The 25,486-nt window shown below is 70.1% G+C and carries 21 protein-coding genes and 1 riboswitch; of the genes, 17 read left to right on the forward strand and 4 right to left on the reverse strand.

Annotated elements, in window-relative coordinates; translation table 11 throughout:
- The first annotated feature begins 12 nt into the window (after nt 1-12).
- From ED208_RS02130 to ED208_RS02150, 5 genes are all read left to right on the forward strand, one after another.
- Entirely contained in the window at nt 13-672 is a 660-nt protein-coding gene (locus ED208_RS02130) for a response regulator transcription factor (RefSeq protein WP_123210197.1), read from the forward strand.
- Nucleotides 669-1,991, forward strand: coding sequence for an ATP-binding protein (locus ED208_RS02135; RefSeq protein ID WP_233574746.1), 1,323 nt, complete (start codon nt 669-671; stop codon nt 1,989-1,991). Before ED208_RS02130 ends, ED208_RS02135 begins: the two co-directional genes overlap by 4 nt.
- Before the next feature lie 105 nt (nt 1,992-2,096).
- Nucleotides 2,097-2,702 (forward strand): TetR family transcriptional regulator C-terminal domain-containing protein, encoded by a 606-nt coding sequence (locus tag ED208_RS02140; RefSeq protein WP_123210199.1) that lies wholly within the window; start codon nt 2,097-2,099, stop codon nt 2,700-2,702.
- Nucleotides 2,703-2,861: 159 nt separating this feature from the next.
- Nucleotides 2,862-4,079, forward strand: a complete 1,218-nt coding sequence (metK, locus tag ED208_RS02145) for a methionine adenosyltransferase (RefSeq protein WP_123210200.1) — start codon at nt 2,862-2,864, stop codon at nt 4,077-4,079.
- A gap of 82 nt (nt 4,080-4,161) precedes the next feature.
- Nucleotides 4,162-4,995, forward strand: coding sequence for a D-hexose-6-phosphate mutarotase (locus tag ED208_RS02150; RefSeq protein ID WP_123210201.1), 834 nt, complete (start codon nt 4,162-4,164; stop codon nt 4,993-4,995).
- Here ED208_RS02150 and ED208_RS02155 read toward each other — a convergent pair.
- Nucleotides 4,983-5,930 (reverse strand): prenyltransferase, encoded by a 948-nt coding sequence (locus ED208_RS02155; RefSeq protein WP_123210202.1) that lies wholly within the window; start codon nt 5,928-5,930, stop codon nt 4,983-4,985. The genes ED208_RS02150 and ED208_RS02155 overlap by 13 nt on opposite strands.
- Before the next feature lie 9 nt (nt 5,931-5,939).
- Nucleotides 5,940-6,182 carry an HP1242/YdcH family protein gene (locus tag ED208_RS02160; RefSeq protein WP_123210203.1) on the reverse strand — a complete coding sequence of 81 codons (243 nt, stop codon included), beginning with the start codon at nt 6,180-6,182 and terminating at the stop codon, nt 5,940-5,942.
- A gap of 419 nt (nt 6,183-6,601) precedes the next feature.
- On the opposite strand from ED208_RS02160, the gene ED208_RS02165 reads away from it, so the two are divergent.
- From ED208_RS02165 to ED208_RS02200, 8 genes are all read left to right on the forward strand, one after another.
- A complete protein-coding gene (locus ED208_RS02165) occupies nt 6,602-8,029 on the forward strand; it encodes a TPR end-of-group domain-containing protein (RefSeq protein WP_123210204.1) in 1,428 nt (475 codons plus the stop codon).
- 66 nt (nt 8,030-8,095) lie between these two features.
- Nucleotides 8,096-8,173: riboswitch (S-adenosyl-L-homocysteine riboswitch) on the forward strand.
- Nucleotides 8,174-8,198: 25 nt separating this feature from the next.
- On the forward strand, nt 8,199-9,638 hold the full coding sequence (ahcY, locus tag ED208_RS02170) for an adenosylhomocysteinase (RefSeq protein ID WP_123210205.1): 1,440 nt from the start codon (nt 8,199-8,201) through the stop codon (nt 9,636-9,638).
- A gap of 150 nt (nt 9,639-9,788) precedes the next feature.
- Nucleotides 9,789-10,601: an MBL fold metallo-hydrolase gene (locus tag ED208_RS02175; RefSeq protein ID WP_199720479.1), complete on the forward strand. Its 813-nt coding sequence runs from the start codon at nt 9,789-9,791 to the stop codon at nt 10,599-10,601.
- Nucleotides 10,598-11,458, forward strand: a complete 861-nt coding sequence (metF, locus tag ED208_RS02180) for a methylenetetrahydrofolate reductase [NAD(P)H] (protein WP_123210207.1) — start codon at nt 10,598-10,600, stop codon at nt 11,456-11,458. Before ED208_RS02175 ends, metF begins: the two co-directional genes overlap by 4 nt.
- 3 nt (nt 11,459-11,461) lie before the next feature.
- The gene (locus ED208_RS02185) at nt 11,462-12,673 is read left to right on the forward strand and encodes an NAD(P)/FAD-dependent oxidoreductase (protein WP_123210208.1); all 1,212 of its coding nucleotides are present in this window, start codon (nt 11,462-11,464) and stop codon (nt 12,671-12,673) included.
- Between the two features lie 103 nt (nt 12,674-12,776).
- Complete coding sequence (locus tag ED208_RS02190) at nt 12,777-14,102, forward strand: Xaa-Pro dipeptidase (protein WP_123210209.1); 1,326 nt, start codon at nt 12,777-12,779, stop codon at nt 14,100-14,102.
- 339 nt (nt 14,103-14,441) lie between these two features.
- Nucleotides 14,442-15,743, forward strand: coding sequence for a tetratricopeptide repeat protein (locus ED208_RS02195; protein WP_148044658.1), 1,302 nt, complete (start codon nt 14,442-14,444; stop codon nt 15,741-15,743).
- A 38-nt stretch (nt 15,744-15,781) separates the two neighbouring features.
- On the forward strand, nt 15,782-16,681 hold the full coding sequence (locus tag ED208_RS02200) for a hypothetical protein (RefSeq protein WP_123210211.1): 900 nt from the start codon (nt 15,782-15,784) through the stop codon (nt 16,679-16,681).
- Between the two features lie 8 nt (nt 16,682-16,689).
- Here ED208_RS02200 and ED208_RS02205 read toward each other — a convergent pair whose 3' ends face one another.
- Nucleotides 16,690-17,592, reverse strand: a complete 903-nt coding sequence (locus ED208_RS02205) for an AEC family transporter (protein ID WP_199720480.1) — start codon at nt 17,590-17,592, stop codon at nt 16,690-16,692.
- A gap of 145 nt (nt 17,593-17,737) precedes the next feature.
- Nucleotides 17,738-19,180: an FAD-binding oxidoreductase gene (locus ED208_RS02210; protein ID WP_158608394.1), complete on the reverse strand. Its 1,443-nt coding sequence runs from the start codon at nt 19,178-19,180 to the stop codon at nt 17,738-17,740.
- Nucleotides 19,181-19,334: 154 nt separating this feature from the next.
- On the opposite strand from ED208_RS02210, the gene ED208_RS02215 reads away from it, so the two are divergent.
- The 4 genes from ED208_RS02215 to ED208_RS02230 all read left to right on the forward strand — a co-directional run bounded on the left by ED208_RS02215 (nt 19,335) and on the right by ED208_RS02230 (nt 25,460).
- Nucleotides 19,335-20,141, forward strand: coding sequence for a crotonase/enoyl-CoA hydratase family protein (locus ED208_RS02215; protein WP_123210213.1), 807 nt, complete (start codon nt 19,335-19,337; stop codon nt 20,139-20,141).
- Nucleotides 20,141-22,261, forward strand: a complete 2,121-nt coding sequence (locus ED208_RS02220) for a TonB-dependent receptor family protein (protein WP_123210214.1) — start codon at nt 20,141-20,143, stop codon at nt 22,259-22,261. Before ED208_RS02215 ends, ED208_RS02220 begins: the two co-directional genes overlap by 1 nt.
- A 99-nt stretch (nt 22,262-22,360) precedes the next feature.
- The gene (locus ED208_RS02225) at nt 22,361-23,551 is read left to right on the forward strand and encodes a GGDEF domain-containing protein (RefSeq protein WP_123210215.1); all 1,191 of its coding nucleotides are present in this window, start codon (nt 22,361-22,363) and stop codon (nt 23,549-23,551) included.
- Between the two features lie 64 nt (nt 23,552-23,615).
- The gene (locus ED208_RS02230) at nt 23,616-25,460 is read left to right on the forward strand and encodes a DUF885 domain-containing protein (protein WP_123210216.1); all 1,845 of its coding nucleotides are present in this window, start codon (nt 23,616-23,618) and stop codon (nt 25,458-25,460) included.
- Nucleotides 25,461-25,486: the final 26 nt, after the last annotated feature.

The raw sequence follows: 25,486 nt of genomic DNA on the forward strand, positions 1-25,486 counted from the left end.
CCGCAAATCAGAATGCGCCTGCTGCTCGCCGAGGATGATCCCGACATCGGAGCCGCCGCCGTCCGTGGCCTGGCGCAGCGCGGCTTCGCGGTGGACTGGGTGAAAGACGGCCCCAGCGCGCTCACCGCCCTGGCCAGCGGCGAGCACTTCGACGCCCTGCTGCTCGATCTCGGCCTGCCCGGACTCGATGGTCATGACGTGCTGCGGCGGCTGCGCGCCGAGGGCCGCGAGCTGCCGGTGCTGGTGCTCACCGCCCGCGACGCGGTCAGCGACAAGGTTCGCGGCCTCGACGAGGGCGCCGACGACTATCTGGTCAAGCCCTTCGACCTCGACGAACTGGCCGCCCGCCTGCGCGCCCTGGTGCGTCGGCGCGGCGGCCGCGCCGGGCCGCGCATCGTCCACCGCGAGCTGGAGCTGGACCCGGCCCAGCACCGCCTGACCCAGGCCGGGGTCGAGGTACCGCTGTCGCCGCGCGAGTTCGCGATCCTGCATGCGCTGATGGAGCGGCCCGGCCAGGTGCTATCGCGCCAGCAACTGGAAGAGCGCCTGTACAGCTGGGACAGCAGCATCGAGAGCAATGCCGTCGACGTGCACCTGCACGCCCTGCGCCGGAAGCTGGGCAGCGGCCTGATCCTCAACGTCCGTGGCGTCGGCTGGCGCCTGCCGCCGTGAGTACAGATGCGACACCCTTGCTCGGCTCACTGCGCGCGCGCCTGCTCGCCGGGCTGCTGGGCGGCCTGCTACTGGCGGCCCTGCTGGTCGCCGCCCTGCTCTACCGCATCACCCTGCGCGAAGCCAACGAGGTGTTCGACCAGCACCTGCGCGATACCGCGCTGAGCCTGCGCGACCAGATGTTTGCCGGCCCGTTCGCGCCGCAGCCGGAGCTGTCGGCGCAGGACCGCGCGGCCGATCTCGCCGTGCAGGTGTTCAGCCTCGACGGCGTGCGGGTCTACCTCTCACAGCCGCACAGCGTGCTGCCGGGCCTGACCACCCTGGGCTATTCCGATGTCGAGACCCGCGAGGGCCGCTGGCGCGTCTACGGCGTGCGCACGCCACTGCACGTGATCCAGGTGGCGCAGCCGACCGCAGTCCGCGAGGAGCGCGCGGCGCGACTGGCGCTGCGCGTGCTCGCCGTCTTCGCGCTGCTGGTGCCGCTGCTGGCGGCGCTGATCTGGGGGATCGTCGGTCGCGGGCTGCGGCCGCTGCGCGCGCTCGCCGCCCAGGTCGAGGCGCGTCCGGCCGAGGCGCTGGAGCCGCTGCCGCAGACCGGCCTGCCCAGCGAGGCGCAGCCGCTGGTGCAGGCTCTCAACGGCCAGTTGCGACGGCTGGCCGGCCTGCTGGAAAGCGAGCGCGCCTTCCTCGCCGATGCCGCCCACGAATTGCGCACGCCGCTGACCGCCCTGCGCCTGCAGGTGCAGGCGCTACAGGGCGCGCCGGAAGCCGAACGCGCCGCCGCCGGCACCGCCATCCTCGCCGGCATCGACCGCGCCAGCCGGCTGATCGAACAGCTGCTGGCACTGGCGCGGCAGGAGCAACTGCCGGCGCCGGAGCCGCGCACCATCGCCTTGCACGAGCTACCGCCGGCGGCAATCGCCGACCTGCTGCCGCTGGCCGACGCCAAGCAGATCGAATTGGGCTACGGGGTGGCACAGCCCTGCACCCTGCTGGGCGATGCCGAGGCGCTGAGCCTGGCGCTGCGCAACCTGATCGACAACGCCATCCGCTACACGCCGGTCGGCGGACGCGTCGAGCTTGGCGTGCAGTGCGTCGATGGCCAACCCGAGCTGTGGGTCAGCGACAGCGGCCCGGGCATCCCCGAGGCGGAACGCGAACGGGTGCTGCGCCGCTTCTACCGGCTGCCAGGCAGCCCCGCCGAGGGCAGCGGACTCGGTCTCGCGCTGGTCAGCCGCATCGCCCAGCGACACGGCGCGCAGCTGTGCCTGGATCAGGGCGCGCTGGGCGGGCTGAGAGTGCGGTTGCGGTTCCGCTGAGCTGGGGCGCCAGTGGCGCAGAACAGGCCGAGGGCCGACAGCGCCAGGCGCGCTGCAACGCCGACGGCGATTGACAAGCCGGCAGGCCAGTCGATACTCGCCGGTATGTCTGCCGCCCGCCAACCCGATGTCACCCGCCAGCGCTTGCTGGAATGCGCCTTCGACGAGATCCACAAGCGCGGCTTCCGCAGCGCCAGTCTCGACGCCATTCTCGACAAGGCGGGGGTTACCAAGGGCGCGCTCTACCACCACTTCGATAACAAGAACGCGCTCGGCTACGCGGTGCTCGATGAGCTGGTGCGGCCTTACATGCAGGCGCAGTGGGAGCCGCTGCGGACCGCCGACGACCCGGTGAGCGCGGCGGTCGCCGGGCTGCGCAAGCGCCGCGAGAAGCTGCGCGAGCGCCTGCTCGCCTATGGCTGCCCGTTCAACAACTTGGCGCAGGAGATGTCGCCGCACGACGAGGGCTTCCGCAGCCGCCTGCAAGGCATCCTCAGCGAATGGATCGGCGCCTACGCCGAGGCCCTGGCGCGCGGCCAGGCCCTGGGCAAGGTGCGCGCCGACCTCAATGTGCCGGCGGCGGCGGTGTTCATCGTCTCCGCCATCGAAGGGCTGATCGGCATGGCCAAGACCGCTCAGAGCGGAGTCCTGTACGACGAGGGACTGCGCGGCTTGATCGAGTACCTGGAACGCCTGCGTCCGGCGGACTGAAGCCGCCTCCGCGAACCCCCTCCGCTGCCACGCCAGTGTCGCGTGGACGGCGCACACTCGCGCCGGGGGGCGACCGGCTTTAAAATAGCCAGCTATCCGCCTATCCGCATAGACAGATATTCCTCCTTCCGCCGGACATCCTCTGGAGCAGCAACCCCGATGAGCGAGTACCTCTTCACTTCCGAATCCGTTTCCGAAGGCCACCCCGACAAGCTGGCCGACCAGATCTCGGACGCCGTTCTCGACGCCATCCTGGCCCAGGACAAGAAGGCGCGCGTCGCCTGCGAAACGCTGGTGAAGACCGGTGTCGCCATCGTCGCCGGCGAAGTCACCACCAGCGCCTGGGTCGACCTGGAACAACTGGTGCGCAAGGTCATCAGCGATGTCGGCTACAACAGCTCCGACGTCGGCTTTGACGGCGCCACCTGCGGTATCCTCAACATCATTGGCAAGCAGTCGCCCGACATCAACATGGGCGTCGACGGCACCGCCAAGAAGCCCAAGGCGCCCGAGGAAATCGGCGCCGGCGACCAGGGCCTGATGTTCGGCTACGCCTGCGACGAGACCAAGGAGCTGATGCCGGCGCCGATCTACTACAGCCACCGCCTGGTCGAGCAGCAGTCGAAGATCCGCAAGGCCAAGAAGGGCGGCCTGCCCTGGCTGCGCCCGGACGCCAAGAGCCAGGTCACCCTGCGCTACAAGGACGGCGAGGCGGTGGGTGTCGATGCCGTGGTGCTGTCCACCCAGCACAGCCCGGACATCAAGCTCAAGGACCTGCGCGAGGCGGTGATGGAATCCATCATCAAGCCGGTGATCCCCGCCAAGTGGATCACCAAGTCCACCAAGTTCCACATCAACCCGACCGGCAATTTCGTGATCGGCGGCCCGGTGGGCGACTGCGGCCTGACCGGCCGCAAGATCATCGTCGACACCTACGGCGGCTGGGCCCGTCACGGTGGCGGCGCGTTCTCCGGCAAGGACCCGTCCAAGGTGGACCGCAGCGCCGCCTACGCCGCCCGCTACGTCGCCAAGAACATCGTCGCCGCCGGCCTCGCCAGCCGCTGCGAGGTGCAGGTGAGCTACGCCATCGGCGTCGCCGAGCCGACCTCGATCTTCGTCACCAGCTTCGGCACCGGCAAGGTCTCCGACGCGGTGCTGGAAAAGCTGGTGCGCAAGAACTTCGACCTGCGTCCGGGCGGCATCATCAAGATGCTCGACCTGATCCACCCGATGTACCAGGCCACCGCCAGCTACGGCCACTTCGGCCGCGCGCCCTACGAGATCAAGGGCGCCAACGGCGAGAAGTACACCGCCTTCTCCTGGGAGAAGACCGACAAGGCCGAACTGCTGAAGAGCGAGACCAAGAAGCTGAAGTAAGCTGCCGCCAGGCCGCGCAAACGAGCCGTCGCAAGACGGCTTTTTTGTGCCTGCCATTCCTATCCGCAAGCCGACGACGGTCATGAGCGAAGAAGACGTATTGATCCTACGCGCCGCCGACGGCGCCCAGGCACGGCTGCATCGGCACGGCGGCCATCTGCTGTCCTGGATTCCGGCCGGCGAATCGGAAGACCGGCTCTACCTGAGCCCGCTTTCCCAGGCCGCGCCCGGCGTCGCGATCCGGGGTGGCGTGCCGGTGATCTTTCCGCAGTTCGCCGGCGAGGGGCCGCTGCCCAAGCACGGCTTTGCCCGCAGCGCGCGCTGGTCGGTGCAGAGCGCGGCGCCGGCCTCGGCGACGCTGGTTCTGGAGGACAACGCCGAAACCCGCGCGCGCTGGCCACAGGCATTCAGTCTGCAATTGCAGGTGCTGATCGGCGGCGACACGCTGGAAATCCGCTTCTCGGTGCGCAACACCGGCACGCAGGCATTCCGCTTCACCGCCGCGCTGCATACCTACCTGCGCGTCAACGAGATCGCGGAGGTGGCGCTGCGGGGCCTGCAAGGCCTGCGTTACCGCGATTCCGCCGGCGGCGGTATTGAGCGGCAGGAGCAGTCCTCGGCCGTGCGCTTCGACGGCGAAGTTGATCGCATCTACTTCGACGCCCCGTCACAACTGCGGCTGCGCGATGGCCGGCAAGCCCTGGAAGTGCGCCAGAGCGGCTTCACCGACACGGTGGTCTGGAATCCGGGTGCGACCAAGGCCGCCGCGCTGGCCGATCTGCCGGCCGGCGACGACCGGCGCTTCGTCTGCGTGGAAGCCGCCTGCGTCGGTAACCCGGTTCTGCTCGCGTCCGGCGCGAGCTGGCACGCCAGCCAGACCCTGCGCGCCCTGGCGGGCGGCGATCAGGTGCAGTAGAGGCCGATGGCCATCAGCAGCGGCGTGAGCAGGCTGAGCATCACATTGGCCACCATCGCCGGCAGCAGCCGGGGGATGCGATTGGGCCAGCGCTGCACCACCGCCGCTGCGTAGGCGGCGATGGGCAGGGTCGCCAGACCCAGCAGCGCCGGCTTCGGCAACGCGCCCAGCAACACCCCCAGCAGCAGCGCGCTGTAGGCGGCCACCAGCAGGCCGACATACACCCGCGCGGCGGCCGGCCGGCCGTAGAGGACAGGCAGATTGCGGCGGCCGACACTGCGGTCGGCCTCCACATCGGGGAACTGGTTGAGCAGCAGCAAGGCGCTGACCAGGAACAGCAGCGGCAGCGCGGCGGCCCAGACCGCCGTCGAGTGGTGCCCGGTGAGCGCCACCGCCGTGCCGACCACCATCAGCGGACCAAAGCCCAGGCCCGGCGCCAGCAGGCCCAGCCAGGGCCGTCGCACCAGCACCGGCGTGTAGCTGGCAACCAGCAGCAGCCCCAGCAAGCCGAGTGGCAGCAAGGCCGCGCCGTGATGCGCCAGCAGCCAGAGGCCGATCACCGCCGTCAGCGCCAGTGCACCGAGAGCCAGCGCCAGCGTGTAGCCGGCGAGTTCCGGGTGTGCTTGCAGGCTGCCGCTACCGCCGGAGAACGGGGTGCGACGGGTGCGGGCGTCGAGGCCGCTACGGAAGTCGAACCACTCGTTGAGCGCATTGACCGCCGCATGCGCCGCCAGCGCGCCCAGCAGCGCCAGCGTCAGCCGGCGCAAATCCAGCGCCCCCTGCTGCCAGTGCACCACCGCAGCGGCCAGCAGCACGCAGCCAGGCGTCAGCAGCAAAAACGGCAAGCGCAATGGGCCCAGCCAGACACGCCAACCGGCGGTTGCCGTCGGGCGTGAGAATCGCGACTGCGGCGCCGCCAGGGTGGCACTGAGCATGGCCCGCCCTCAGTGCGCGGCGTTGAGCCGGGTGTAGAGCTGATCCTTGAGGCGCACGCGGCGGGTCTTGAGGTTTTCCACATACTCGTCGCCGGGCGTCTCCAGCTCCTGCTCGATGCGGCGCACCTCGTGATCCACCTCGTGGTACTCGGCGAACAGCTTGGCGAAGTGGGCGTCGCTGGTCTTCAGCGCATGGATGCGGTCCTTGAACTGCGGCAGGTCGTGGACGAGGTCGTGCTTTTCGATGGTCATGGAGGAAATCCCGCTCTAGGTCTTGGGTGCGGGCATTGTTCCCAGCCCCTCGACCCGGCTCATTGACCTCGGTCAATCCCAGCCCAGCCGAGGTGATCGCTTGCGGCATACTCGACACAAACCATCTGCGGGTCTGGGCGACGCCCTGAACCCGCGTTCTTGGGGAAGGGAAGATCACCATGGCTGACACGAGGCCACCGCAGGCAATCTGGGTACGACACCCCTACTGGACCTATACCGTCACTGCCGCAGGACTCGCCGGCCTGCTGTCCTGGGGCCTGGTCAGCCTCGCCGGGCCAGCCTGGGCCAGCCCCTCGGTGGCGGCACCTGCGGCACAAGCAGCCGCTCCGCCGGCGCCAATCGCCCCCGCGACGACAAGCCCGTCGAGCACATCACCGGCGCCGCCTGCCCCAGCGACGGTGCCTTCATCGCTCGCGCCCGCACCGCCCAGCCCGAGCCCCTCCACCGGCCTCGGCGCCGAAGCGGAGCGGCGCCTGGCCGAACTCGAACAGCGGCAAGAGTCCGTCGTCAACAGCGTGATCGAGGCTCGCAGCAAGACCATCGACTGGTGGCTGGCCTACCTGGCCGTGTTCACGGCCGTGATCGGACTGGTCGGCCTGCTGATTCCCTTCATCATCGGCCGCAAGGAGCGAGAGCGGCTCCAGGTCGACCTCGACGAGGTCCGACGGATGAAGGGCGAGATCGACTCCCACCTGCAGGGCTCGCGGAAGAACCTTGACGAGAGCAATGCCTTGCTCGCCGCCCAGCGGCCCGAATCCAAGGACAGCACTTCGAGCCCCAAAAGCGCAGCAGCCGTGGACAAGGCCGTCGCCGAGGTCAAGGCGGCGGAAGCGGCCTCGCCGACCGACCGCCTCCGCGCCGAGGCACTCGCCAGCAAGGCAGAGCCCGAAAAAGCCTATGCGCTCTGGCACGCCTTGTTGAGCCTGAGCCCCGGAGATGCGCAGGCCGCTTTTTACTGCGGCTACTGGGCGCAGTCGATCAGCGAGCAAGACGGCCGCGCGGATGCCTCCTGGTGGCGACAGCGGGGCATCGCGCACTACCAGCGGGCGGTGGAACTCGACGGGCGCAGTCACTGGGCGCTGAACAACTGGGGCAACGCCCTCACGGCCGAAGCCCGGGCCCTGGCGCAAGCCGGGGACCTGCCGACCGCGCGCAGCCTCTGGCAGCAGGCCGGCCAGCGCTACGCCGACGCCCTGCGCATCAAGCCCGACAAGCACGAGGCCGCCTACAACTGGGGCAGCGCCCTCGACGACGAAGCCCTGGCCCTGGCGCAGGTCAAGGACCTGCCGACCGCGCGCAGCCTCTGGCAGCAGGCCGGCCAGCGCTACGCCGACGCCCTGCGCATCAAGCCCGACAAGCACGAGGCCGCCTACAACTGGGGCAACGCTCTCGCGGCCGAAGCCCTGGCCCTGGCGCAGGTCAAGGACCTGCCGACCGCGCGCAGCCTCTGGCAGCAGGCCGGCCAGCGCTACGCCGACGCCCTGCGCATCAAACCGGACATGCACGAGGTCGCCAGCAACTGGGCCAGCACGCTGCTGCACGAAGCTGAGGCCATCGGAGATTCTGCGGAGGCTCGTGGCCTTTGCGAGCGTGCACGGGACTTGATGCTGCCCTTCGCGGAGCGGAAACCCTCAGTGGCCGCCTACAACCTCGCCTGCGCCTACGCCCGGTTGCAGGACTTCGAGGCCAGCCTCACCTGGCTGCGCCGCAGCCGCGATGCGGGCGGTCTACCCGACCGCGAGCATCTGGAGACCGATCCGGATCTGGCCGAGCTGCGGCTAACACCCGGCTTCAAGGCCTTCCTGGGAGAGACCTTCGGCGGATAGGCCCGTCGCCCACCGTCTCGGCAATATCCTCTTATCCGCATAAGCGGATATACTGCCACCCACTTGGCCCGCGAGGGGCGCTGCGACCGTCGATGAGGGCGGCCAGGCTCGCCGGCACTGACACCGCAACGGCGCCCGTTCCAACTCAACACCAGCTCTGGAGCGACGCATGACCGCGATCACCAAACCCACCTTCTCCGATTTCAAGGTCAAGGACCTCTCCCTGGCCGAATTCGGCCGCAAGCGCATCCGCATGGCCGAGGAGGAAATGCCCGGCCTGATGTCGATCCGCGCCAAGTACGCGCCGTCCAAGCCGCTGGCCGGGGTGCGCCTGACCGGCTCGCTGCACATGACCAAGGAGACGGCGGTGCTGCTCGAGACCCTGAAGGCGCTCGGTGCCTCGGTGCGTTGGGCGAGCTGCAACATTTTCTCCACCCAGGACGATGCCGCCGCCGCCGTGGCGACGGCCGGGACGCCGGTGTTCGCCTGGAAGGGCGAGACCCTGGAGGAGTACTGGGACCTGACCCTGGACTGCGTCACCCACACCCTGGCCGATGGCACCCTCACCGGCCCCGAGCTGGTGGTCGATGACGGCGGCGACGTCACCCTGCTAATCCACAAGGGCTACGAGCTGGAGCAGGGCGACACCTGGGTGGACACGCCCAGCGACAACCACGAAGTGCAGGTGATCAAGAACCTGCTCAAGCGCGTCGCCAAGGAGCGCCCGGGCTTCTGGACCCGGGTGGTGAAGGACTGGAAGGGCGTTTCGGAAGAAACCACCACCGGCGTGCACCGCCTCTACCAGATGATGGAGGCCGGCAAGCTGCTGGTGCCGGCGATCAACGTCAACGACTCGGTCACCAAGAGCAAGTTCGACAACCTCTACGGCTGCCGCGAATCGCTGGCCGACGGCATCAAGCGCGCCACCGATCTGATGATCGCCGGCAAGGTCGCCTTCGTCGCCGGCTACGGTGACGTGGGCAAGGGCTCGGCGCACTCGCTGCGCGGCCTCGGCGCCCGCGTGATCGTCTCCGAGATCGACCCGATCAACGCCCTGCAGGCGGCGATGGAGGGCTTCGAGGTGAAGACCATCGAGGACGTGCTGCCGTTCGCCGACATCTACGTCACCACCACCGGCAACAAGGACATCATCACGCTCGAACACATCCGCGCGATGAAGAACAACGCCCTGGTCTGCAACATCGGCCACTTCGACAACGAGATCCAGGTCGACCGCCTGAACAACTCCGGCGCGGTGCGCGAGAACATCAAGCCGCAGGTGGACCGCTACACCTTCAGTGACAGCGGCCGCTCGATCTACCTGCTCGCCGAAGGCCGCCTGATCAACCTCGGCTGCGCCCACGGCCACCCGGCCTTCGTGATGTCCAACAGCTTCTCCAACCAGACCCTCGCGGCGCTGGATCTGTGGAAGAACAAGGACAGCTACCAGAAGACCGTCTACCGCCTGCCGAAGAAGCTGGACGAGGAAGTGGCCGCCCTGCACCTGGAGCAGATCGGCGTGAAGCTGACCAAGCTCACGCCCGAGCAGGCCGCCTACCTGGGCGTGCCGGTGGAAGGCCCGTACAAGCCCGAGCACTATCGCTACTAAGGCTTGAGTCCCCTCACCCGCCTGCGGGGAAGGGCGTAGGTTGGGGGCGTTTGCCCGCCCCCCCAACGCCCCATCCCAACCTTCCCCCGCTAGCGGGGGAGGGCGTCGCCCGCCAGCGACGATGGCAAGCGCTTCGTTTCGAGGTCGCCCGTGAAAATTCATCACCTCAACTGCGGCTCGATGTGCCCGCACGGCCGGCGCCTGATGCAGGGCGAAGGCGGCTGGCTGGAGCCGGCGCAGATCGTCTGCCACTGCTGGCTGATCGAGGGCCGCAAGGGCCTGACCCTGGTTGATACCGGCCTCGGCACCGCCCAGGTCCAGGGCATGGTGCACGCTCACCTCAAGGCACTGATGCGGCCAACACTCGATCTGCGCGAAACCGCGCTGGCGCAGGTGGTCAAACTCGGCTTCAAGGCCGCCGACGTGCGCCACATCGTGCTCACCCATCTCGACTTCGACCACGCCGGCGCGCTCGCCGATTTCCCCGAGGCCGAGGTGCATGTGCACGCCCCCGAGCTGACCGCCGCCGCGCACCCGCAGAGCCTGATCGAGAAGCAGCGCTACGAGGCGCGGCTGTGGGCGCACGGTCCGAAGTGGGTGCGGCACTCTACCGCCGGCGAGCGCTGGAACGGCTTCGAGGCGGTGCGCGCGCTCGGCGACAGCGACGACGAAATCCTGCTGCTGCCGCTGGCCGGCCACACCCGTGGCCATGCCGGCGTCGCCGCCCGCGACCAGGACGGCGGCTGGCGGCTGCATTGCGGCGACGCCTACTTCTTCCACACCGAAGTCGAGACGGCAGGCCGCTGCCCGCCCGGCCTCAACCTCTTCCAGACCCTGCTGGCGGTGGACAATCCCGCCCGCAAGACCAACCAGGCGCGGCTGCGCCAGCTCAACGCCCAGGGCGGCGTCGCCCTCAACAGCGCGCACTGCCCCCACGAATACCGCCGAGACACCGCCGCATGAGCCACGCGCACGAACTGCATTTTTCCTTCGAGCTGTTCCCGCCGCGCACGCCGGTGGGCTGGACCAATCTGCCGCGCCTGATCGGCGAGCTGGCGGCAGTGAAGCCGGCCTTCTTCAGCGTCACCTACGGCGCCGGCGGCAGCGACCAGAACGGCACCTACGACACCCTCATCCAGGTCATCAAGCAGACCGGCATCGAGGCGGCGCCGCACCTCACCTGCATCGGCTCCACCCGCACCGGCATCGCGGCTCTGCTCGACCAGTACCGCGCCGCCGGCGTGCGCCGCATCGTCGCCCTGCGCGGCGACCTGCCGGCCACCGCGATCAGCAATGCCGCGCCGGGCGAGTTCCGCTACGCCAACGAGCTGGTGAGTTTCATCCGCGAGACCCACGGCGACCACTTCCAGTTGGAGGTCGCGGCCTACCCGGAGGTGCACCCGCAGGCCGCCAGTCCGGACGCCGATTTCGCCGCCTACCTGCGCAAGGTGGAGGCCGGCGCCAGCGGCGCGGTGACCCAGTACTTCTACAACGCCGACGCCTACTTCGATTTCGTCGAGCGCGGCGAGAAGGCCGGCCTGCGCATCCCGGTGGTGCCGGGCATCATGCCCATCGTCAACTACGGCCAGTTGCAGCGCTTCAGCGACGCCTGCGGCGCCGAGATACCGCGCTGGCTGCGACTGCGCCTGGAAAGCTACGGCGAGGACAAGGCCAGCCTTCAGACCTTCGGCCTGGATGTGGTCACCCGGCTCGCCGAAACCCTGCTCAAGGGCGGCGCGCCGGGCCTGCACTTCTACACCCTCAACCAGGCCGAGCCGACGCTCAAGCTCTGGCGCAATCTCGGCCTGCCGGCGGCCTGAGGCATGACCGCCGCCGGCATGCACGACCTGGCGGTGATCGGCGCCGGCCCGGCGGGCGCCGCGACCGCCTTCCACGCCGCCCGCGCTGGCCTGCGGGTGGTGCTGCTCGACATGGCGCGCTTCCCGCGCGACAAGATTTGCGGCGACGGTCTGACCGTGCGCGCGGTCGCGGAATTGCAGGCACTGGGCGTCGAGCCCGAGGTCCGGCGCCAGGCGGCGCTGATCCGCCGCTTCGAGCTGAGCGCGCCGCTGGGCCGGGTGCAGTCGAAGCTCGGCGGCGCCGGCGAAACCGACTACGCCTACGTGCTGCCGCGCCTGAAGCTGGACCCGCTGCTGGTGCAGGCGGCGGTCGGCGCCGGCGCCGAGTTGCGCGAGCAGCACGCGCTTGAGACCTGGGAGACCGCCGACAACCATCTGCGCCTGCGACTGAAGACCCCGGACGGCGAGCGCTCGCTCGATGCCCGCTACGCGGTGCTGGCCTGCGGCGCCCATCTGGGTCCGCTGATGCGCATGCGGCTGCTGACGCGCAAGCCGGCGGTGATGGTCGCGGTGCGCCAGTACTACGAAAACTATCAATCCGACGACGACCTCTGGCGCCTGCAGTTCCGCCGCGAGACGGCACCCGGCTACGGCTGGGTGTTCCCGGCCGGGCCGGGGCTGGCGAACGTCGGCGTCGCGCTCTACGCCAATCGCGACCACGCCCGCCCGGCGGAATGGCTGGAGCAGTACCGCCGGCGCACGGCCGCGCCCCTGCTGCGCGGCGCCCTGCCGCTGGGGCAAGCGCGCAGTTTCCCGCTGCGCACCGACTTCCTGCGCGCGCCGCTCACGGCGCCGCGCGTACTCATCACTGGCGAGGCCGCCGGCCTGGTCAACCCACTCACCGGCGAAGGCATCGACTACGCGCTGGAAAGCGGCCGCATCGCCGCCGAACAGGCGCGGACCCTGCTGGAACGCGGCGGCGACGGCAGCGCCCACGCCGCCGCCCTCCAGGCCCGCTACGCCGACCTGTTCCGGCTCAGCGAGGGCTTGCGCGACTGGTGCACGACGCCGGTGGGCATATCCCTGCTGACCCTGGCCGCGCACTGGCGGCCAGAGCTGAAACTGCGGCTGATCCGGGTGCTGTTCGGCGGCGAAGTGATCCAGGGCCGCCCCACGGCCCGGCGCCTGCTGCGCCGCCTGCTATGGCCCTCGCGCCGGGGCGGGACCGCCGCCTGAACGGCTTGCGGCCCCAGGGGGCTTGGCGCCAGAGTTCAGGCCAACACGGCGCCGCGCACCGATCTTGCGTGGCTACCGACACCCGCCGACCGAGGACTCTCCCTTGCCCAGCCCCCGCATCCGTCTGAGCGCCCTGCTGCTCGCCCTTGCCCTGCCGTTCAACGCCAGTCTGGCGGCTGGCGAAACCCCTGTCCCCAAGCGACTGGCGATCCGCGCCGCGCAACTCATCGACGGCACTGGTGCGGCGCCGCTGCGCGACGCGGTGGTGCTGGTCGAGGGCGAGCGGATCACCGCCGTCGGCAGCGGCCTGCCGATCCCGGCCGGCACCGAGCTGATCGACCTCGGCGGCGCGACGCTCACGCCTGGCCTGATCGACTGCCACACCCACATCAGCGGCGAGTCCGGCGACTACTACCAGAAGCTGGTGCGCGAAAGTGCCATCGACGCCGCGGTGCGCGCCCACGTCTACGCCGGCCGCACCCTGATGGCCGGCTTCACCAGCATCCGCAACCTCGGCGCCGAGGACTTCATCGACATCGCGCTGAAGAAGGCCATCGACGACGGCAGCGTCGCCGGTCCGCGCATCGACGCCGCCGGCCACGGTATCGGCGCCACCGGCGGTCACGCCGACCTCACCGGCACCTCGCCCTACCTGCACATCGACGGCTTCAGCGGCGTCGCCGACGGCGTCGAGGCGGTGCGGCTGAAAGTTCGCGAGCAGGTGAAGTACGGCGCCGGCGTGATCAAGATGGTGGCCACCGCCGGCGTGCTCTCGGAAGAGGACTCGGTGGGCGCGCCGCAATACACCCAGGAAGAGATGAACGCCCTGGTCGACGAAGCGCACCGCTGGGACCGCAAGGTGGCCGCGCACGCGCACGGCACCGAGGGCATCAAGATGGCCATCAAGGCCGGCGTGGACTCCATCGAGCACGGCAGCTTCATCGACGACGAGGGCATCCGCCTGATGAAGCAGCACGGCACCTGGCTGGTCGCCGACATCTACAACGACGACTACATCCTCGCCGAGTTCGGACGCCTGAATTATCCGCAGAAGATCCTCGACAAGGAACGGCTGGTCGGCCGTACCCAGCGTGAGAACTTCCGCAAGGCGGCCAAAGCCGGCGTGAAGATCGCCTACGGCACCGACGCTGGCGTCTACCCGCACGGCTGGAACGGCAAGCAGATGGCGAAGATGGTGGAGTGGGGTCTGACGCCGATGCAGGCCATCGTCTCCGCCACCGGCAGCGCCGCCGAGCTGCTGGGCTGGCAAAAGACCGTAGGCCGCATCGCCCCAGGGCTCTACGCCGACCTGATCGCGGTCAGCGGCGACCCGCTCCGGGATGTCAGCGAGTTTGAGCACATCGCCTTCGTGATGAAGGGCGGCGTGGTCTACAAGCAAGGCGGTCAGGTGCTGCCTCGCGCGCCCTGAGCGTGCGCTGACCAATCCGGCCGAAGCGCAAGCCCAGGCCGGATGCCAGCCGGGCATCGAGCACCGGATGCATCCGACACTCGGGCCAGGCCTGTCTCTGAGCCCGAGCAAGGCTCTGCCGGCGCCTGCAACCTCGGTCACAACGGCGCGGAAACCTCGTCTTTAAACTCCACCTCCAAGTCGGGCATCTGAGCCCGCTAGAACCGAATACCGACACGGACGTCGCCGGCCTGCCAGGGGCACCGCCGTAGGCGCCGCTCCGTCCGGAGGAGTCAGGGGATGGACCAGCAATGCAGCGCAGACCGCGTGGCCGTCGGCCGGCCGCGCTGGCTCGTGGGCATGGCCCTGCTCCTGGTCGCGCTGGCCTGGCTGCCGGCGCTGGCGGCGGTGTTCCAGTTCGACGACTACCGGGTCATCGTCGGCGACCCGGCGGCGCGGTCGCTGACGGTCTGGGCGGACGAATTCGGCACCGGCCTGCGGCCGCTGCTGAAGCTCAGCTACCTGCTGAGCTGGGCGCTTGGCGACGGCGCCCCCTGGGCCTTCGCGGTCTTCAACCTGCTGCTGCACGCACTCGCCAGCGCCCTGGTCTGGCGGCTGGGCGAGCGGCTGTTCGCGCTGGCCGGCGTCGAGGCCGAGCAGCGTGCGCCGGCGGCGCTGATCGCGGCGCTGCTGTTTGCCCTGCACCCGCTGCAGACCGAGGCGGTGAGCTATCTCAGCGGGCGGTCCAGCGGCCTGTCCGGCCTGCTGGCGCTGGCGGCGGTCGCCGCCTACGACCGGCAACTGCGCGGCGGCGCTCGCGGTTGGGCGCCGGCGTTCTGGCTGGCCGCCATGCTGGTCAAGGAGACCGCCGCCGTGCTGCCGCTCGCCCTGCTCGCCTGGGATGCGCTGGCGCGTCCGGATGACCCGCTGCGGCAGCGGATGGCGCGGCTCTGGCCCTACCCGCTGCTGCTGATTGCGGTGGTGGCCTGGATGGCCGGCAGCCGCTACACCGGCTTCTTCGCCACCAGCCTGGAAACCCGGGCGCCGCTGGACAACCTGTTGCAGCAGTTGCCGGCACTGGTCTGGCTGCTGCGCGGGGCGCTGCTGCTGCGCGCGCCCAACATCGACCCCGCGCTGCCGGTCTCCGGTGGCGTCGATGCCGGGGCGCTGGCGGCGGCGGCACTGTTGATCGGCCTGCTGGCCTCGGCGCTGGCCTGGCGCCGCTGGCGCTGGCCGGCCTTCTGCGCCGCCTGGGCGCTGGTGTTCCTGCTGCCGACCAACTCGCTGCTGGCGCGGCTGGACCTCGCCAACGACCGTCAGCTCTACCTGCCGATGGCGGCGCTGGCCTGGACGCTGGGCTGGGCGCTGGCCTGGCTGATCCGGCGGCAGCCGCAGGCCGGTCGTGCGCTGGCGGCCCTCCTGCTGGCGACGCTGGCGACCCTCACCGCCTTGCGCAATCTCGACTACCGCAGCGAGACCGCGCTCTGGGCCGCGACGCTGGAACAGTCGCCCGGCAAGGCGCGGGTACTGAGCAACCACGGCGTCGCGCTCTGGCAGTCCGGCCACGAGGCCGAGGCGGCCAGCGCCTTCCGGACTGCACTCGCTCTCGATCCCGCCTACCTGCCCGCCCGTCGCAATCTGCGGCGGCTCACCGGCGAATGAACCCCATCCCCTCCACCCCACCAACCCCGGAGCTTCCCATGACCTACCGCCTCCCGGCCCTCGCCCTGCTGCTGATGACCGGCGCCGCCAGCGCTGGCGTCGCTGATCCGTTCGCGTCGATTCCCGCCATCCCGGCCCCGAATGCCGAGGGCGTGGTCGATTGCGCCGCTTTCGAGGCGCCGATCAGCGCGCTCTACAACGCCGTCGACCAGCGCGAGAAACAGCTCAATGACCAGCGCGACATCCTGGAACCGCTGGTGCAGGCCGAACAGCAGGCGCAGGTGGCGGCCGCCATGCAGTCCGGCGGCGCCTTCGATCAGCAGGCGCTGATGGCGCAGTACCAGGGCTACAGCGACACCGCCGCCGGCACGCTGGAAACCGACCCGGAGTGCATCGCCTGGAGCCACGACGGCGGGCTGAGCCAGAACTTCAGCGTCAGCAAGGGCATGGCCCCCGCCGTGCGCAGCGCCCGGATGGGCCTGCACGAGCAACTCAAGGCGGCGCCAGCCGGCGACTACCAGGCCGCCTTCCAGAAAGCCGCGCCGGACTATGTGAGCCAGCTCAATGCCGCGCTCGCCAACGGCCGTGCCGTCAACGCCAAATGCGCCAAGGCCTGGGAGACGCGGACCAGGCAGAACACCGCCAAGCTCAAGGGCAACCTGCAGAAGTACATGCAACTGCAAACCGACGGCGAGCTGTACCGCACCAAGCGAGCCCTCGATCTGGCGCAGGACGGCCAGACGCTCTGCAACGATGTCGGCTATCGGCTCAACGACTACGCCGGCGGCATCCAGGCGGTGCGCGGCTACACCGCCGCCGGCGGCAAGGCGACGGCGGCGGGCACGGTGCAGGACGCCACCAAGAGCCTGGTCGAGCAGGTGAAGGACAACGCCGTCGGCAAGGCGCTGGACAAGGCTTTCTCGATCTTCGGCAAGTAAGCCAAGCCCTAGCCCAGCAGCAGGTTCCACAGCGGCACGGTGGCGAGCGAGAGCAGGATGCCGACGCCGACCACCGTGTTCGCCAAGGCCGGCGCCAGGCCCGATTGCTGCGCCAGGATGCCGGCCGAGATCATCGGCGCGGTGGCGGCCTGCAATACCGCCACCTCGTAGGGAGTGCCACTGCCGACGCCAAGTACGCGGCCGGTGAGCACCACCAGCAGCGGCGCCAGGCCCAGCTTCCAGGCCAGGCCGGCGGTCATCGGCTTCAGGTGCACGGCGAGGTCCGAGGGCTTGAACTGCAAGCCCACCGCGAACAGCGCCATCGGCGACAGGGCCACGCCGATCCGGTGCAGCACGTCCTCGGCCAGCGGCGGCCAGCCGCCCAGGGCGCCGACCGCGAAGCCGGCGAGCATGGCGATGAACGGCGGGAACTTGGCCACCCGCAGCAGCACCTCGCGGGCACTGGTAGCGGTGCCGGCAAACCAGGACGCGGTGAACACCCCCAGCGTCGCCAAGGCCAGGAAGGAGCCGGCCTGATCGGCCAGCACCGCAGCGCCCAGGTGGCTCTTGCCGCGCAGGGCCTCGATCAGCGGAATGCCGGTGAAGGAGGTGTTGCCGAAGCCGGCGACCAGGGCCAGCGCGCCGACCGTGCCGCGCTGCCAGCCCAGCCAGCGACCGAGCAGCACCATCAGCGCCAGCGCGCCGAGCGCGGTGCCCCACATCGCCATCACCGGAAACCACAGGCCGTGTTCCAGGTGCAGCTTGGGGATCAGCTCCAGCACCAGCGCCGGAAAGGCGATGTTGAGCACGAAGCCATTGAGGCCGGGCACCCAGCCGGCGGCGTCGGGGCGCACGCGGACGGTGATGGCGCCCAGCGCCATGCAGACTGCGAGGAGGATCAGGGCGCTCATGAACGGACCACGCGAAGGCTCCCCTCCCCCCTCGTGGGGGAGGGGTTGGGGGAGAGGGGGCCGCGACGGGAAAGATCTAAAGTCCCCCCTCTCCCTAACCCTCTCCCACGAGGGGAGAGGGGATAGATGGCGGTGAGTTCAGACATCAGCACTCCAGCACCAAGCGATCCAGTCCGAAGCTGCGCGGATTGAGGATCAGATTCGGATCGCGCAGCCGCTTCGCCGCCACCAGCGCCTGCACCACCGACGGCCGCGCGCGGCGGGCGAATTCCTCCCCCCACTTGCTGCCGACGCCGTGCTCGGCGCTGAAGGTGCCACCAAACTCGGCGGTGACATCGAAAACCCGCGCGATCAGCGCCGCGCTCTCCGCCGCTACCGGCCGCTCGCCGGAACCCAACAAGTGCAGATGCGCGCCGCCAACGCCGGCATGGCCGAAGGCGACGAAGTCGATGTGCGGGTAGTCGCGCTTGAGCGAGGCTTCCAGTGCCGCGAGGTAGTCGCCGAAGCGGGCGATGGGGGTGGCGGTATCGAAGGCCAGACGACCGCCGCCGCGCTGCTTCATGGCGTGGTTGCTGGCCTCGGTGATCGAGTGGCGGATCGCCTTCAAGGCCTTGAGCGGCGCGTAGCCGATCAGCGCGTCCGGCAGGGCCAGGGTCTCGGCCAGGAAGCCGTACAAACGGCCGGCGAGATCCTCGTCGGGGTCCGCCGACTTGATCTGCAGCAGCAGATAGAAATTGGCCTGCGGGTCCTTCTCGAACGGCAGCCGGAACTCCGCGCCCTTCAGCTCGCGCACCAGCTGCATGGCGCGCTGGCCGATGAACTCGAATTCCTCGATGTCGGTGCCGAACGCATTGCGCGCGGCGGCGAGGATCTGCATGGCCTCGGGCATCGACGCCGCCGGGATCAGCGCCGCTTCACGCTGCGCCGGCAGTGCTTGCAGGCGCAGCCGGGCGCGGGTGATGAGGCCGAGCACGCCCTGGGTGCCGATCAGGCCCAGCGCCGGATCGGGCGCGGCGGAGTCGATCACCAGTTGCTGCGGATCAGGCTGCTGCCAGCGCGGGCCGGCGGTCTCCGGCGCGGCGCTGCCGTCGGCCCACAGGCCCCAGACCGCGTCGGCAAGGTGCGCGGCGGTGCCGTAGCAGATGGCGTTGGCGCCGGCCGAGCCATTGGCGATGCAGGCGCCGACGCTGGCGCTGCTGGTGCTGCCCATCTCCATCGGCCAGACCAGGCCCAGCGGCTCCAGCTCGGCATTGAGCGCATCGACGGCAACGCCGGCCTCGACCATCGCGGTGCGCGCACCGGCGTCGATGCTGAGAATGCGCTTGAGCTTTTCCAGCGACAGCACCGCCTCGCCTTCCGGCCGCTGCGCCTCGACCAGGCCGGTGCGCCCGGCGCTGACCACCAGCGGGCTGCGCGCCGCCTGCGCGGCTTGCAGCAGGGCGGCCAGCTCGGCCTCGTCCTGCGGCAGCAGCACCGCCGGGGTGTGGCCGGGCGCGCCGCGCTCGGGAATGGCGTAGCGGCGGCAGCGCTCCTGCTCGTCCACGAAACGGGGGCCGAGCAAGTGTTGCAGGGGAGCAAGCGACGACATGGCAGACAGCCGCTTGGGGCGGCGGGAATTGCGGGTGCGCAAGCTTACGCAGTCGCGCCCGCGCTGGCGACTGCGAGGGCTCCTCCGGCCGCAGTACGCCGACGTACGCGGCACGGTGGACAATCGCCGCAGTCCAGCCACGCCGGTCACCCTCATGTCCAGCCCTTCCGTATCGCCGGTGCGCGTCGAACGCCGCGCGCCGCTGCTGATCGTCACCATCGACCGCCCCGAGGCGCGCAATGCCGTCGATGGCGCCACCGCCCGCGCGCTGGCCGAGGCCTTCCGCGCCTTCGACGCCGACCCGGAGCTGAAGGTCGCCATCCTCACCGGTGCTGGCGAACACTTCTGCGCCGGCGCCGACCTGAAGGCGGTGGGCAGCGGCGACCCGCAGCGCGCCAACCGGCTGGCGCCGGACGGCGATGGGCCGATGGGCCCCAGCCGCATGCAACTGAGCAAGCCGGTGATCGCGGCGGTGAGCGGCTACTGCGTGGCCGGCGGCATCGAGCTGGCCTGCTGGTGCGATCTGCGCGTTGCCGACGAGACCGCAGTGTTCGGGGTGTTCTGCCGGCGTTTCGGGGTGCCGCTGATCGACGGCGGCACGCTGCGGCTGCCGCGCCTGATCGGCATGAGCCGGGCGCTGGACCTGATCCTCACCGGCCGCCCGGTGGCTGCCGCCGAGGCCTTGCAGATCGGCCTGGCCAACCGAATGGTGCCGGCCGGCCAGGCGCTGGCCGCCGCCGAGGCGCTGGCGCTGCAACTGGCGGATTTTCCCCAGCAATGTCTGCGCAACGACCGCCGCAGCGCCTACGAGCAATGGGGCCTGGACGAGCCGGCGGCGCTGGCCAACGAATTCCGCCTGGGCATGGCCACGCTGCAGTCCGGCGAGACCCTGGCCGGTGCCGCGCGCTTCAGCAGCGGCGGCGGCCGCCATGGCCGCTTCGACAGCGGAAGCGAGGCCTGATGCGCCCACATCGCCATGCCGTCGCGCTTGCCCTGCTGGCCCTGCCCGCCGCCGCTCAGCCCCCGGGGCAGCCGGCGCCGGTGCAGCTCGCGCCGGTCACGGTCAGCGCCACCCGCGTCGCCACGCCGGCCGACGAGGTGCCGGCGACGATCAGCCGGCGTGAGCCGGACGCGGCCGAGCTGGGCGTAAACCTTTCCGAGCTGCTCGACGGCGTGCCCGGCCTCTTGGCCCGCGACCGCCAGAACTACGCGCAGGACACGCAGATCTCGCTGCGCGGTTTCGGCGCCCGCTCGGCCTTCGGCATCCGTGGCCTGCGCCTGTACCTGGACGGCATCCCGGCCAGCCAGCCGGACGGCCAGGGGCAGATCTCGCACTTTCCGCTCGCCGCCGCCGACCACGTCGAGGTGCTACGCGGGCCGTTCTCGACGCTCTACGGCAATTCCTCCGGCGGCGTGATCCAGTTGTTCAGCCGCGATGGCGGCGCCAGCCCGGAATTCCGGCTCGACAGCGCCTACGGCAGCGACGGCCGCCAGCGCTGGTCGGCGAGCCTGAGCGGGCCGCTGAGCCCGGAGGCTGGGGCCGGCGATTTCAGCTTCGCGCTCAGCCGCTTCGAGACCGACGGCTACCGCGCACACAGCGCCGCCAGCCGCGAGAACCTCTACGGCAAGCTGCGCTTCACCCTCGGCGAGGGCCGGCACTTGAGCCTGCTGCTCAGCCACTTCGACAGTCCCGAGGCCCTGGACCCGCTGGGCCTGACCCGCGCCCAGGCGCAGGCCGATCCCCGCCAGGCAGCGCCGGCGGCGCTGCTGTTCGACAGCCGCAAGAGCACCGCGCAGGACCAGCTCGGTGCGGTGCTGAGCCAGCGCCTAGGCGCCGGCGAATTGCAGTTGCTGGCCTATGCCGGCCAGCGCGCGATTACCCAATACCTGGCGGTGCCGATGGCGGCGCAGGCGGCACCCGGCAGCGCCGGCGGCGTGGTCGATCTCGCCAGCGACTACGGCGGTGCCGACCTGCGCTACAGCCGCCAGACACACTGGCTGGCACGGCCGCTGAGCCTGGTCGCGGGCCTGAGCTACGACCGGCTGCAACAGCAGCGTCGCGGCTACGAGAACTTCGTCGGCAGCGACCTCGGCCTGCGTGGCGCCCTGCGTCGCGACGAGGACAACCGCGCCGACAGTTTCGACCAGTACCTGCAAGCCGACTGGCATTTCGCGCCGCGCGCCTCGCTGTTGGCCGGTGTGCGCCACAGCCGGGTCGCCTTCGACTCGGAGGATCACTACCTCGCCGCCGGCAACGGCGACGACAGCGGCGGCACCGCCTATGGCGCCACCACGCCGGTGGCCGGCCTGCGCTGGGCGGCGCGGCCCTGGGCACAGCTCTACGCCGCCTACGGCACCGGCTTCGAGACCCCGACCTTCGCCGAACTGGCTTACCGGCCCGACGGCCAGCCAGGCCCCAACCTCGGCCTGCGCGCCGCCAAGAGCCGCAACGCCGAACTGGGCGCCAAGCTGAGCCCGCGTGCCGGCTGGCGCAGCGAGCTGGCGCTGTTCGAAACCCGCAGCCGCGACGAGCTGGTGGTGCTCACCAACAGCGGCGGCCGCAGCAGCTATGGCAATGCCGGCCGCACCCGTCGGCGCGGTGCCGAGTGGCAGCTCGGCGGCCAACTGGCGGCGGACTGGCAACTGCAAGTGGCGGGCACCTGGCTGGAAGCCCGCGTGCAGGACGAATACCGTGCCTGCACCGGCAGCCCCTGCACCACGCCCAACACGACCATCGCGGCGGGCAACCGCCTGCCGGGCGTCGCCGACCAGCAGTGGCAGGCGCGCCTGGACTGGACGCCGACGCCGGCCTGGCTGGGCTTTGTCGAGGCCCGCTACCTGGGCTCGGTGCCGGTCGACGACCGCAACAGCGAATCGGCGCCGGCAGCAGCTCTGTTCGACCTCGGCGCGCGCTACCGGCGGCGCGGCGAGCACTGGGGCTGGAGCGCCAGCCTGCGGGTCGAAAACCTGCTCGACCGCGCCAGCATCGGCTCGGTGATCGTCAACGACGGCAACCGCCGCTACTACGAACCGGCACCGAGTCGCGGCCTGCTGGCCGGACTGGCCCTGGACTGGTACTGAAGACCCGAGCACTGCCGTCGGCAGCTCGGGTACTATGGCGAAAATTACTACATTACTAGGAGACGGCCTCCCGGCCGGCAGCGGGCGCCGCAGACCGCGATGGACACCGATTCGAGCTCCTGGAAGCTGGCGCCGGCACAGTGGCGCCTGTTGATCGACTCGCCACGCCAGCGCGCCTCGCGCCTGTCGCCGGCGCTGGAGGCGGCGTTCCGCAATGTGCTGCGCCGCCGCTACCGCTACTCGCGCAGTCTGCTGCTGGCGGCGCACGCGCTGATGTTCGCGGTCTCGCCGCTGCTGAACGCACCGCTGTTTGAGGTCAGCGCGGCCGCGACACCCTTCGTGCAACTGCTGGAACTCGGCTTGATCCTGCCGCTGCTGCTGATCGCCATCGGCCTGACCCTGGCCAACGTGCCGCCGCTCCTGCAGCAGAGCGTGCAGACCCTGGCGGTGATCGCGCTGGGTGTCGCCGAACTGGTGCTGAGGCACCTGTCGCTGCGCGGCGAGATGCATTTCCCCAGTCAGATGCTGGGCATCGTGCTGGTGGCGGTGGCGCTGTTCGGTGGTTTCAGCTTTCGCCGCATCGCCCTCGGCGCGGCGGTATTCGTCACGCTCGCCATCGCCCAGGAGTACCGCTGGCCGCTGCCGGGATCCAGCCCGGCGCTGGAGGCCTACACGCTGGCGCTGCTGGGGCTGATCGCGATCCTGGGCGCCTACGCCATCGAGGTCATCAACCGCATCAACTGGCTGGGCTATCAATACGCCAGCAGTCTGGCCAAGACCGATGCGCTGACCGGGCTGTCCAACCGCCACGACTTCAACCGGCTGTTCCCACGGCTGTTGCAGCAGGCGGCGCGCGAGCAGCGCGGGCTTGCCGTGATGCTGGTGGACATCGACCACTTCAAGGCGATCAACGACCGCCACGGCCATCCGTTCGGCGACGAGGTGCTGCGCCAGGTCGGGCGGGCGCTGTCCGGCCGGGTCGCGCGGCGGCCGATGGACCTGGTGGCGCGCTACGGCGGCGAGGAACTGGTGGTGGTCTGGTACGACCTCCATGCCGAGGCCCTGCCCGAACTCGCCGAGGGCGTGCTTGAGGTGATCCGCGGGGTGTCGCTGAACCTGCCGATGAGCCAGGAGCCGCTGCGTCTGACCGCCAGCGGCGGCTGTCGCTGGCTGCAGCCGACCCGCGAGCAATCTGCGGAGCGCCTGCTGCGCGAGGTCGATGGCCTGCTCTACCAGGCCAAGGCGGCCGGCCGCAATCGCTGGCTGGCGCCGCCGCTGGCCGCCGGCTGAAGGCGCGCGGCGCGGCGGATTCGCGCTACCTTTGCGGCGGGTCCCTCACGCCATCAACACCGCCATGACTCCCCAGCGCCTGCGCTCCCACCTGCTGCTCACCGGCCTCACCGCCCTGCTGACCGCCGCCTGCGCCCAGACGCCGGTCGTGCCCACGCCGCCGCCGATGCCCGCTGCGGCACCACCGGCACCCACGCCGGCCGAGGCGGTCAGCCGCCTGTTCAGCGATTACTGGGAGGAGGGCCTGCGGCTGAGCCCGCTGAATGCCACCTACGTCGGGGATAGCCGCTACAACGATCAGCTGCCCAACTTCCTGTCGGCGGAGTTCCGCGCCCAGGAGCTGGAGTTCAACCGCAAATGGCGGGCGCGGATCGCGGCGGTTGATCCCGCACCGCTGGGCGCGCAGGACCGGCTGAGCCTGCAGATCCTGTTGCGCGAGCTGGACAACGACATCGAGGGCGCGCGCTTTCCCGGCTGGATGCAGCCGATCAACCAGTTCTACAGCCTGCCCAACCAGTTGGCGCAGCTCGGTTCCGGCAGTTCCGCGCAGCCGTTCAAGACCGTGCAGGACTACGACAACTGGCTCCAGCGCGCCGGGCAGATTCCGGTGCTGTTCGACCAGGCCATCGCCAACATGCGCGAGGGCGTCGCCGCCGGCGTGGTGCAGCCCCGGGTGCTGATGGACAAGGTGCTGCCACAGCTCGACGCGCTGATCGTTGCCGAGCCGGAACAGACGCTGTTCTACAAGCCGATCAGCAATCTGCCCGCCGAGTTCAGCGCCGAGGACCGGGCGCGCCTGAGCCGCGACTACAAGGTGCTGATCGGCGAAACGCTGCTGCCGGCCTATCGCAAGCTGCGCGACTACATCCGCAACGACTACCTGCCCAAGACCCGCGCCAGCGTCGGGCTTGCCGCCCTGCCCGACGGTGCCGCCTGGTACGCCTACCGGGTGCGGACCACCACGACGACCGATCTCACGCCGGAGCAGATCCACCGGATCGGGCTCGACGAGGTGGCGCGCATCCACGGCGAGATGCGCAAGGTCATCAAGCAATTGAAGTTCAAGGGCGACCTCAAGCAGTTCTTCCACTTCCTCGATACCGACAAGCGCTTCGAGTTCAAGAGCGAAGAGGAGCTGCTGGCCTACTACAACGGCCTGCGCGGCAAGGTGGAGGCGGGCAGCGCCAAGCTCTTTACCCTGTTGCCGAAGGCCGGTTTCGAGATCCGGCCGGTGGAGAGCTTCCGCAACAAGTCGGCGGCCGGCGGCAGCTACCAGTCGCCCAGCGAGGACGGCAGCCGGCCGGGCGTCTTCTACGTCAACACCTACGACCTGCCGACCCGCAAGATCTGGGACGCGGAGGACCTGTTCCTGCACGAGGCGATCCCCGGGCATCACTTCCAGTTGGCTTTGCAGCAGGAGCTGACCGAGCTGCCGAAGTTCCGCCGCTTCGGCGGCGTCACCGCCTACATCGAGGGCTGGGGCCTGTACGCGGAATCGCTGGGCCGCGAGATCGGCGTCTATCAGGATCCCTACGACTACTTCGGCTATCTGCAGAACGAGCTGTGGCGCGCGATCCGGCTGGTGGTGGATACCGGCCTGCACGCCAAGGGCTGGAGCCGCAAGCAGGTGATCGACTACATGCTCGCCAACTCGGCGCAGAGCGAGACGCAGGCGATCTCGGAGGCCGAGCGCTACATGGCGATCCCCGGCCAGGCGCTGGCCTACAAGCTGGGCGAGCTGAAGATCAAGGAACTGCGCGCCCGCGCCGAGCAGGCGCTGGGGCCGAAGTTCGACATCCGCGAGTTCCACCGCGAGGTGCTCAAGGACGGCGCGGTGCCGCTGGGCGTGCTCGACAGCAAGATCGAGCTTTGGATCGCCGCCCAGCGCGGTCAGCAACCGGGGGATTGATGGCTCATTGCCATTGATTGATGTAA

It is taken from the genome of Stagnimonas aquatica (genome assembly GCF_003730135.1).
GTDB lineage: Bacteria > Pseudomonadota > Gammaproteobacteria > Nevskiales > Nevskiaceae > Stagnimonas > Stagnimonas aquatica.

Coding starts and splice junctions, on each gene's coding strand:
- ED208_RS02130 (WP_123210197.1), top strand. CDS start 13: ATGCGCCTGCTGCTCGCCGAGGATGATCCCGACATCGGAGCCGCCGCC.
- ED208_RS02140 (WP_123210199.1), top strand. CDS start 2,097: ATGTCTGCCGCCCGCCAACCCGATGTCACCCGCCAGCGCTTGCTGGAA.
- metK (WP_123210200.1), top strand. CDS start 2,862: ATGAGCGAGTACCTCTTCACTTCCGAATCCGTTTCCGAAGGCCACCCC.
- ED208_RS02150 (WP_123210201.1), top strand. CDS start 4,162: ATGAGCGAAGAAGACGTATTGATCCTACGCGCCGCCGACGGCGCCCAG.
- ED208_RS02155 (WP_123210202.1), bottom strand. CDS start 5,930: ATGCTCAGTGCCACCCTGGCGGCGCCGCAGTCGCGATTCTCACGCCCG.
- ED208_RS02160 (WP_123210203.1), bottom strand. CDS start 6,182: ATGACCATCGAAAAGCACGACCTCGTCCACGACCTGCCGCAGTTCAAG.
- ahcY (WP_123210205.1), top strand. CDS start 8,199: ATGACCGCGATCACCAAACCCACCTTCTCCGATTTCAAGGTCAAGGAC.
- metF (WP_123210207.1), top strand. CDS start 10,598: ATGAGCCACGCGCACGAACTGCATTTTTCCTTCGAGCTGTTCCCGCCG.
- ED208_RS02185 (WP_123210208.1), top strand. CDS start 11,462: ATGACCGCCGCCGGCATGCACGACCTGGCGGTGATCGGCGCCGGCCCG.
- ED208_RS02195 (WP_148044658.1), top strand. CDS start 14,442: ATGGCCCTGCTCCTGGTCGCGCTGGCCTGGCTGCCGGCGCTGGCGGCG.
- ED208_RS02200 (WP_123210211.1), top strand. CDS start 15,782: ATGACCTACCGCCTCCCGGCCCTCGCCCTGCTGCTGATGACCGGCGCC.
- ED208_RS02205 (WP_199720480.1), bottom strand. CDS start 17,592: ATGAGCGCCCTGATCCTCCTCGCAGTCTGCATGGCGCTGGGCGCCATC.
- ED208_RS02210 (WP_158608394.1), bottom strand. CDS start 19,180: ATGTCGTCGCTTGCTCCCCTGCAACACTTGCTCGGCCCCCGTTTCGTG.
- ED208_RS02215 (WP_123210213.1), top strand. CDS start 19,335: ATGTCCAGCCCTTCCGTATCGCCGGTGCGCGTCGAACGCCGCGCGCCG.
- ED208_RS02220 (WP_123210214.1), top strand. CDS start 20,141: ATGCGCCCACATCGCCATGCCGTCGCGCTTGCCCTGCTGGCCCTGCCC.
- ED208_RS02225 (WP_123210215.1), top strand. CDS start 22,361: ATGGACACCGATTCGAGCTCCTGGAAGCTGGCGCCGGCACAGTGGCGC.
- ED208_RS02230 (WP_123210216.1), top strand. CDS start 23,616: ATGACTCCCCAGCGCCTGCGCTCCCACCTGCTGCTCACCGGCCTCACC.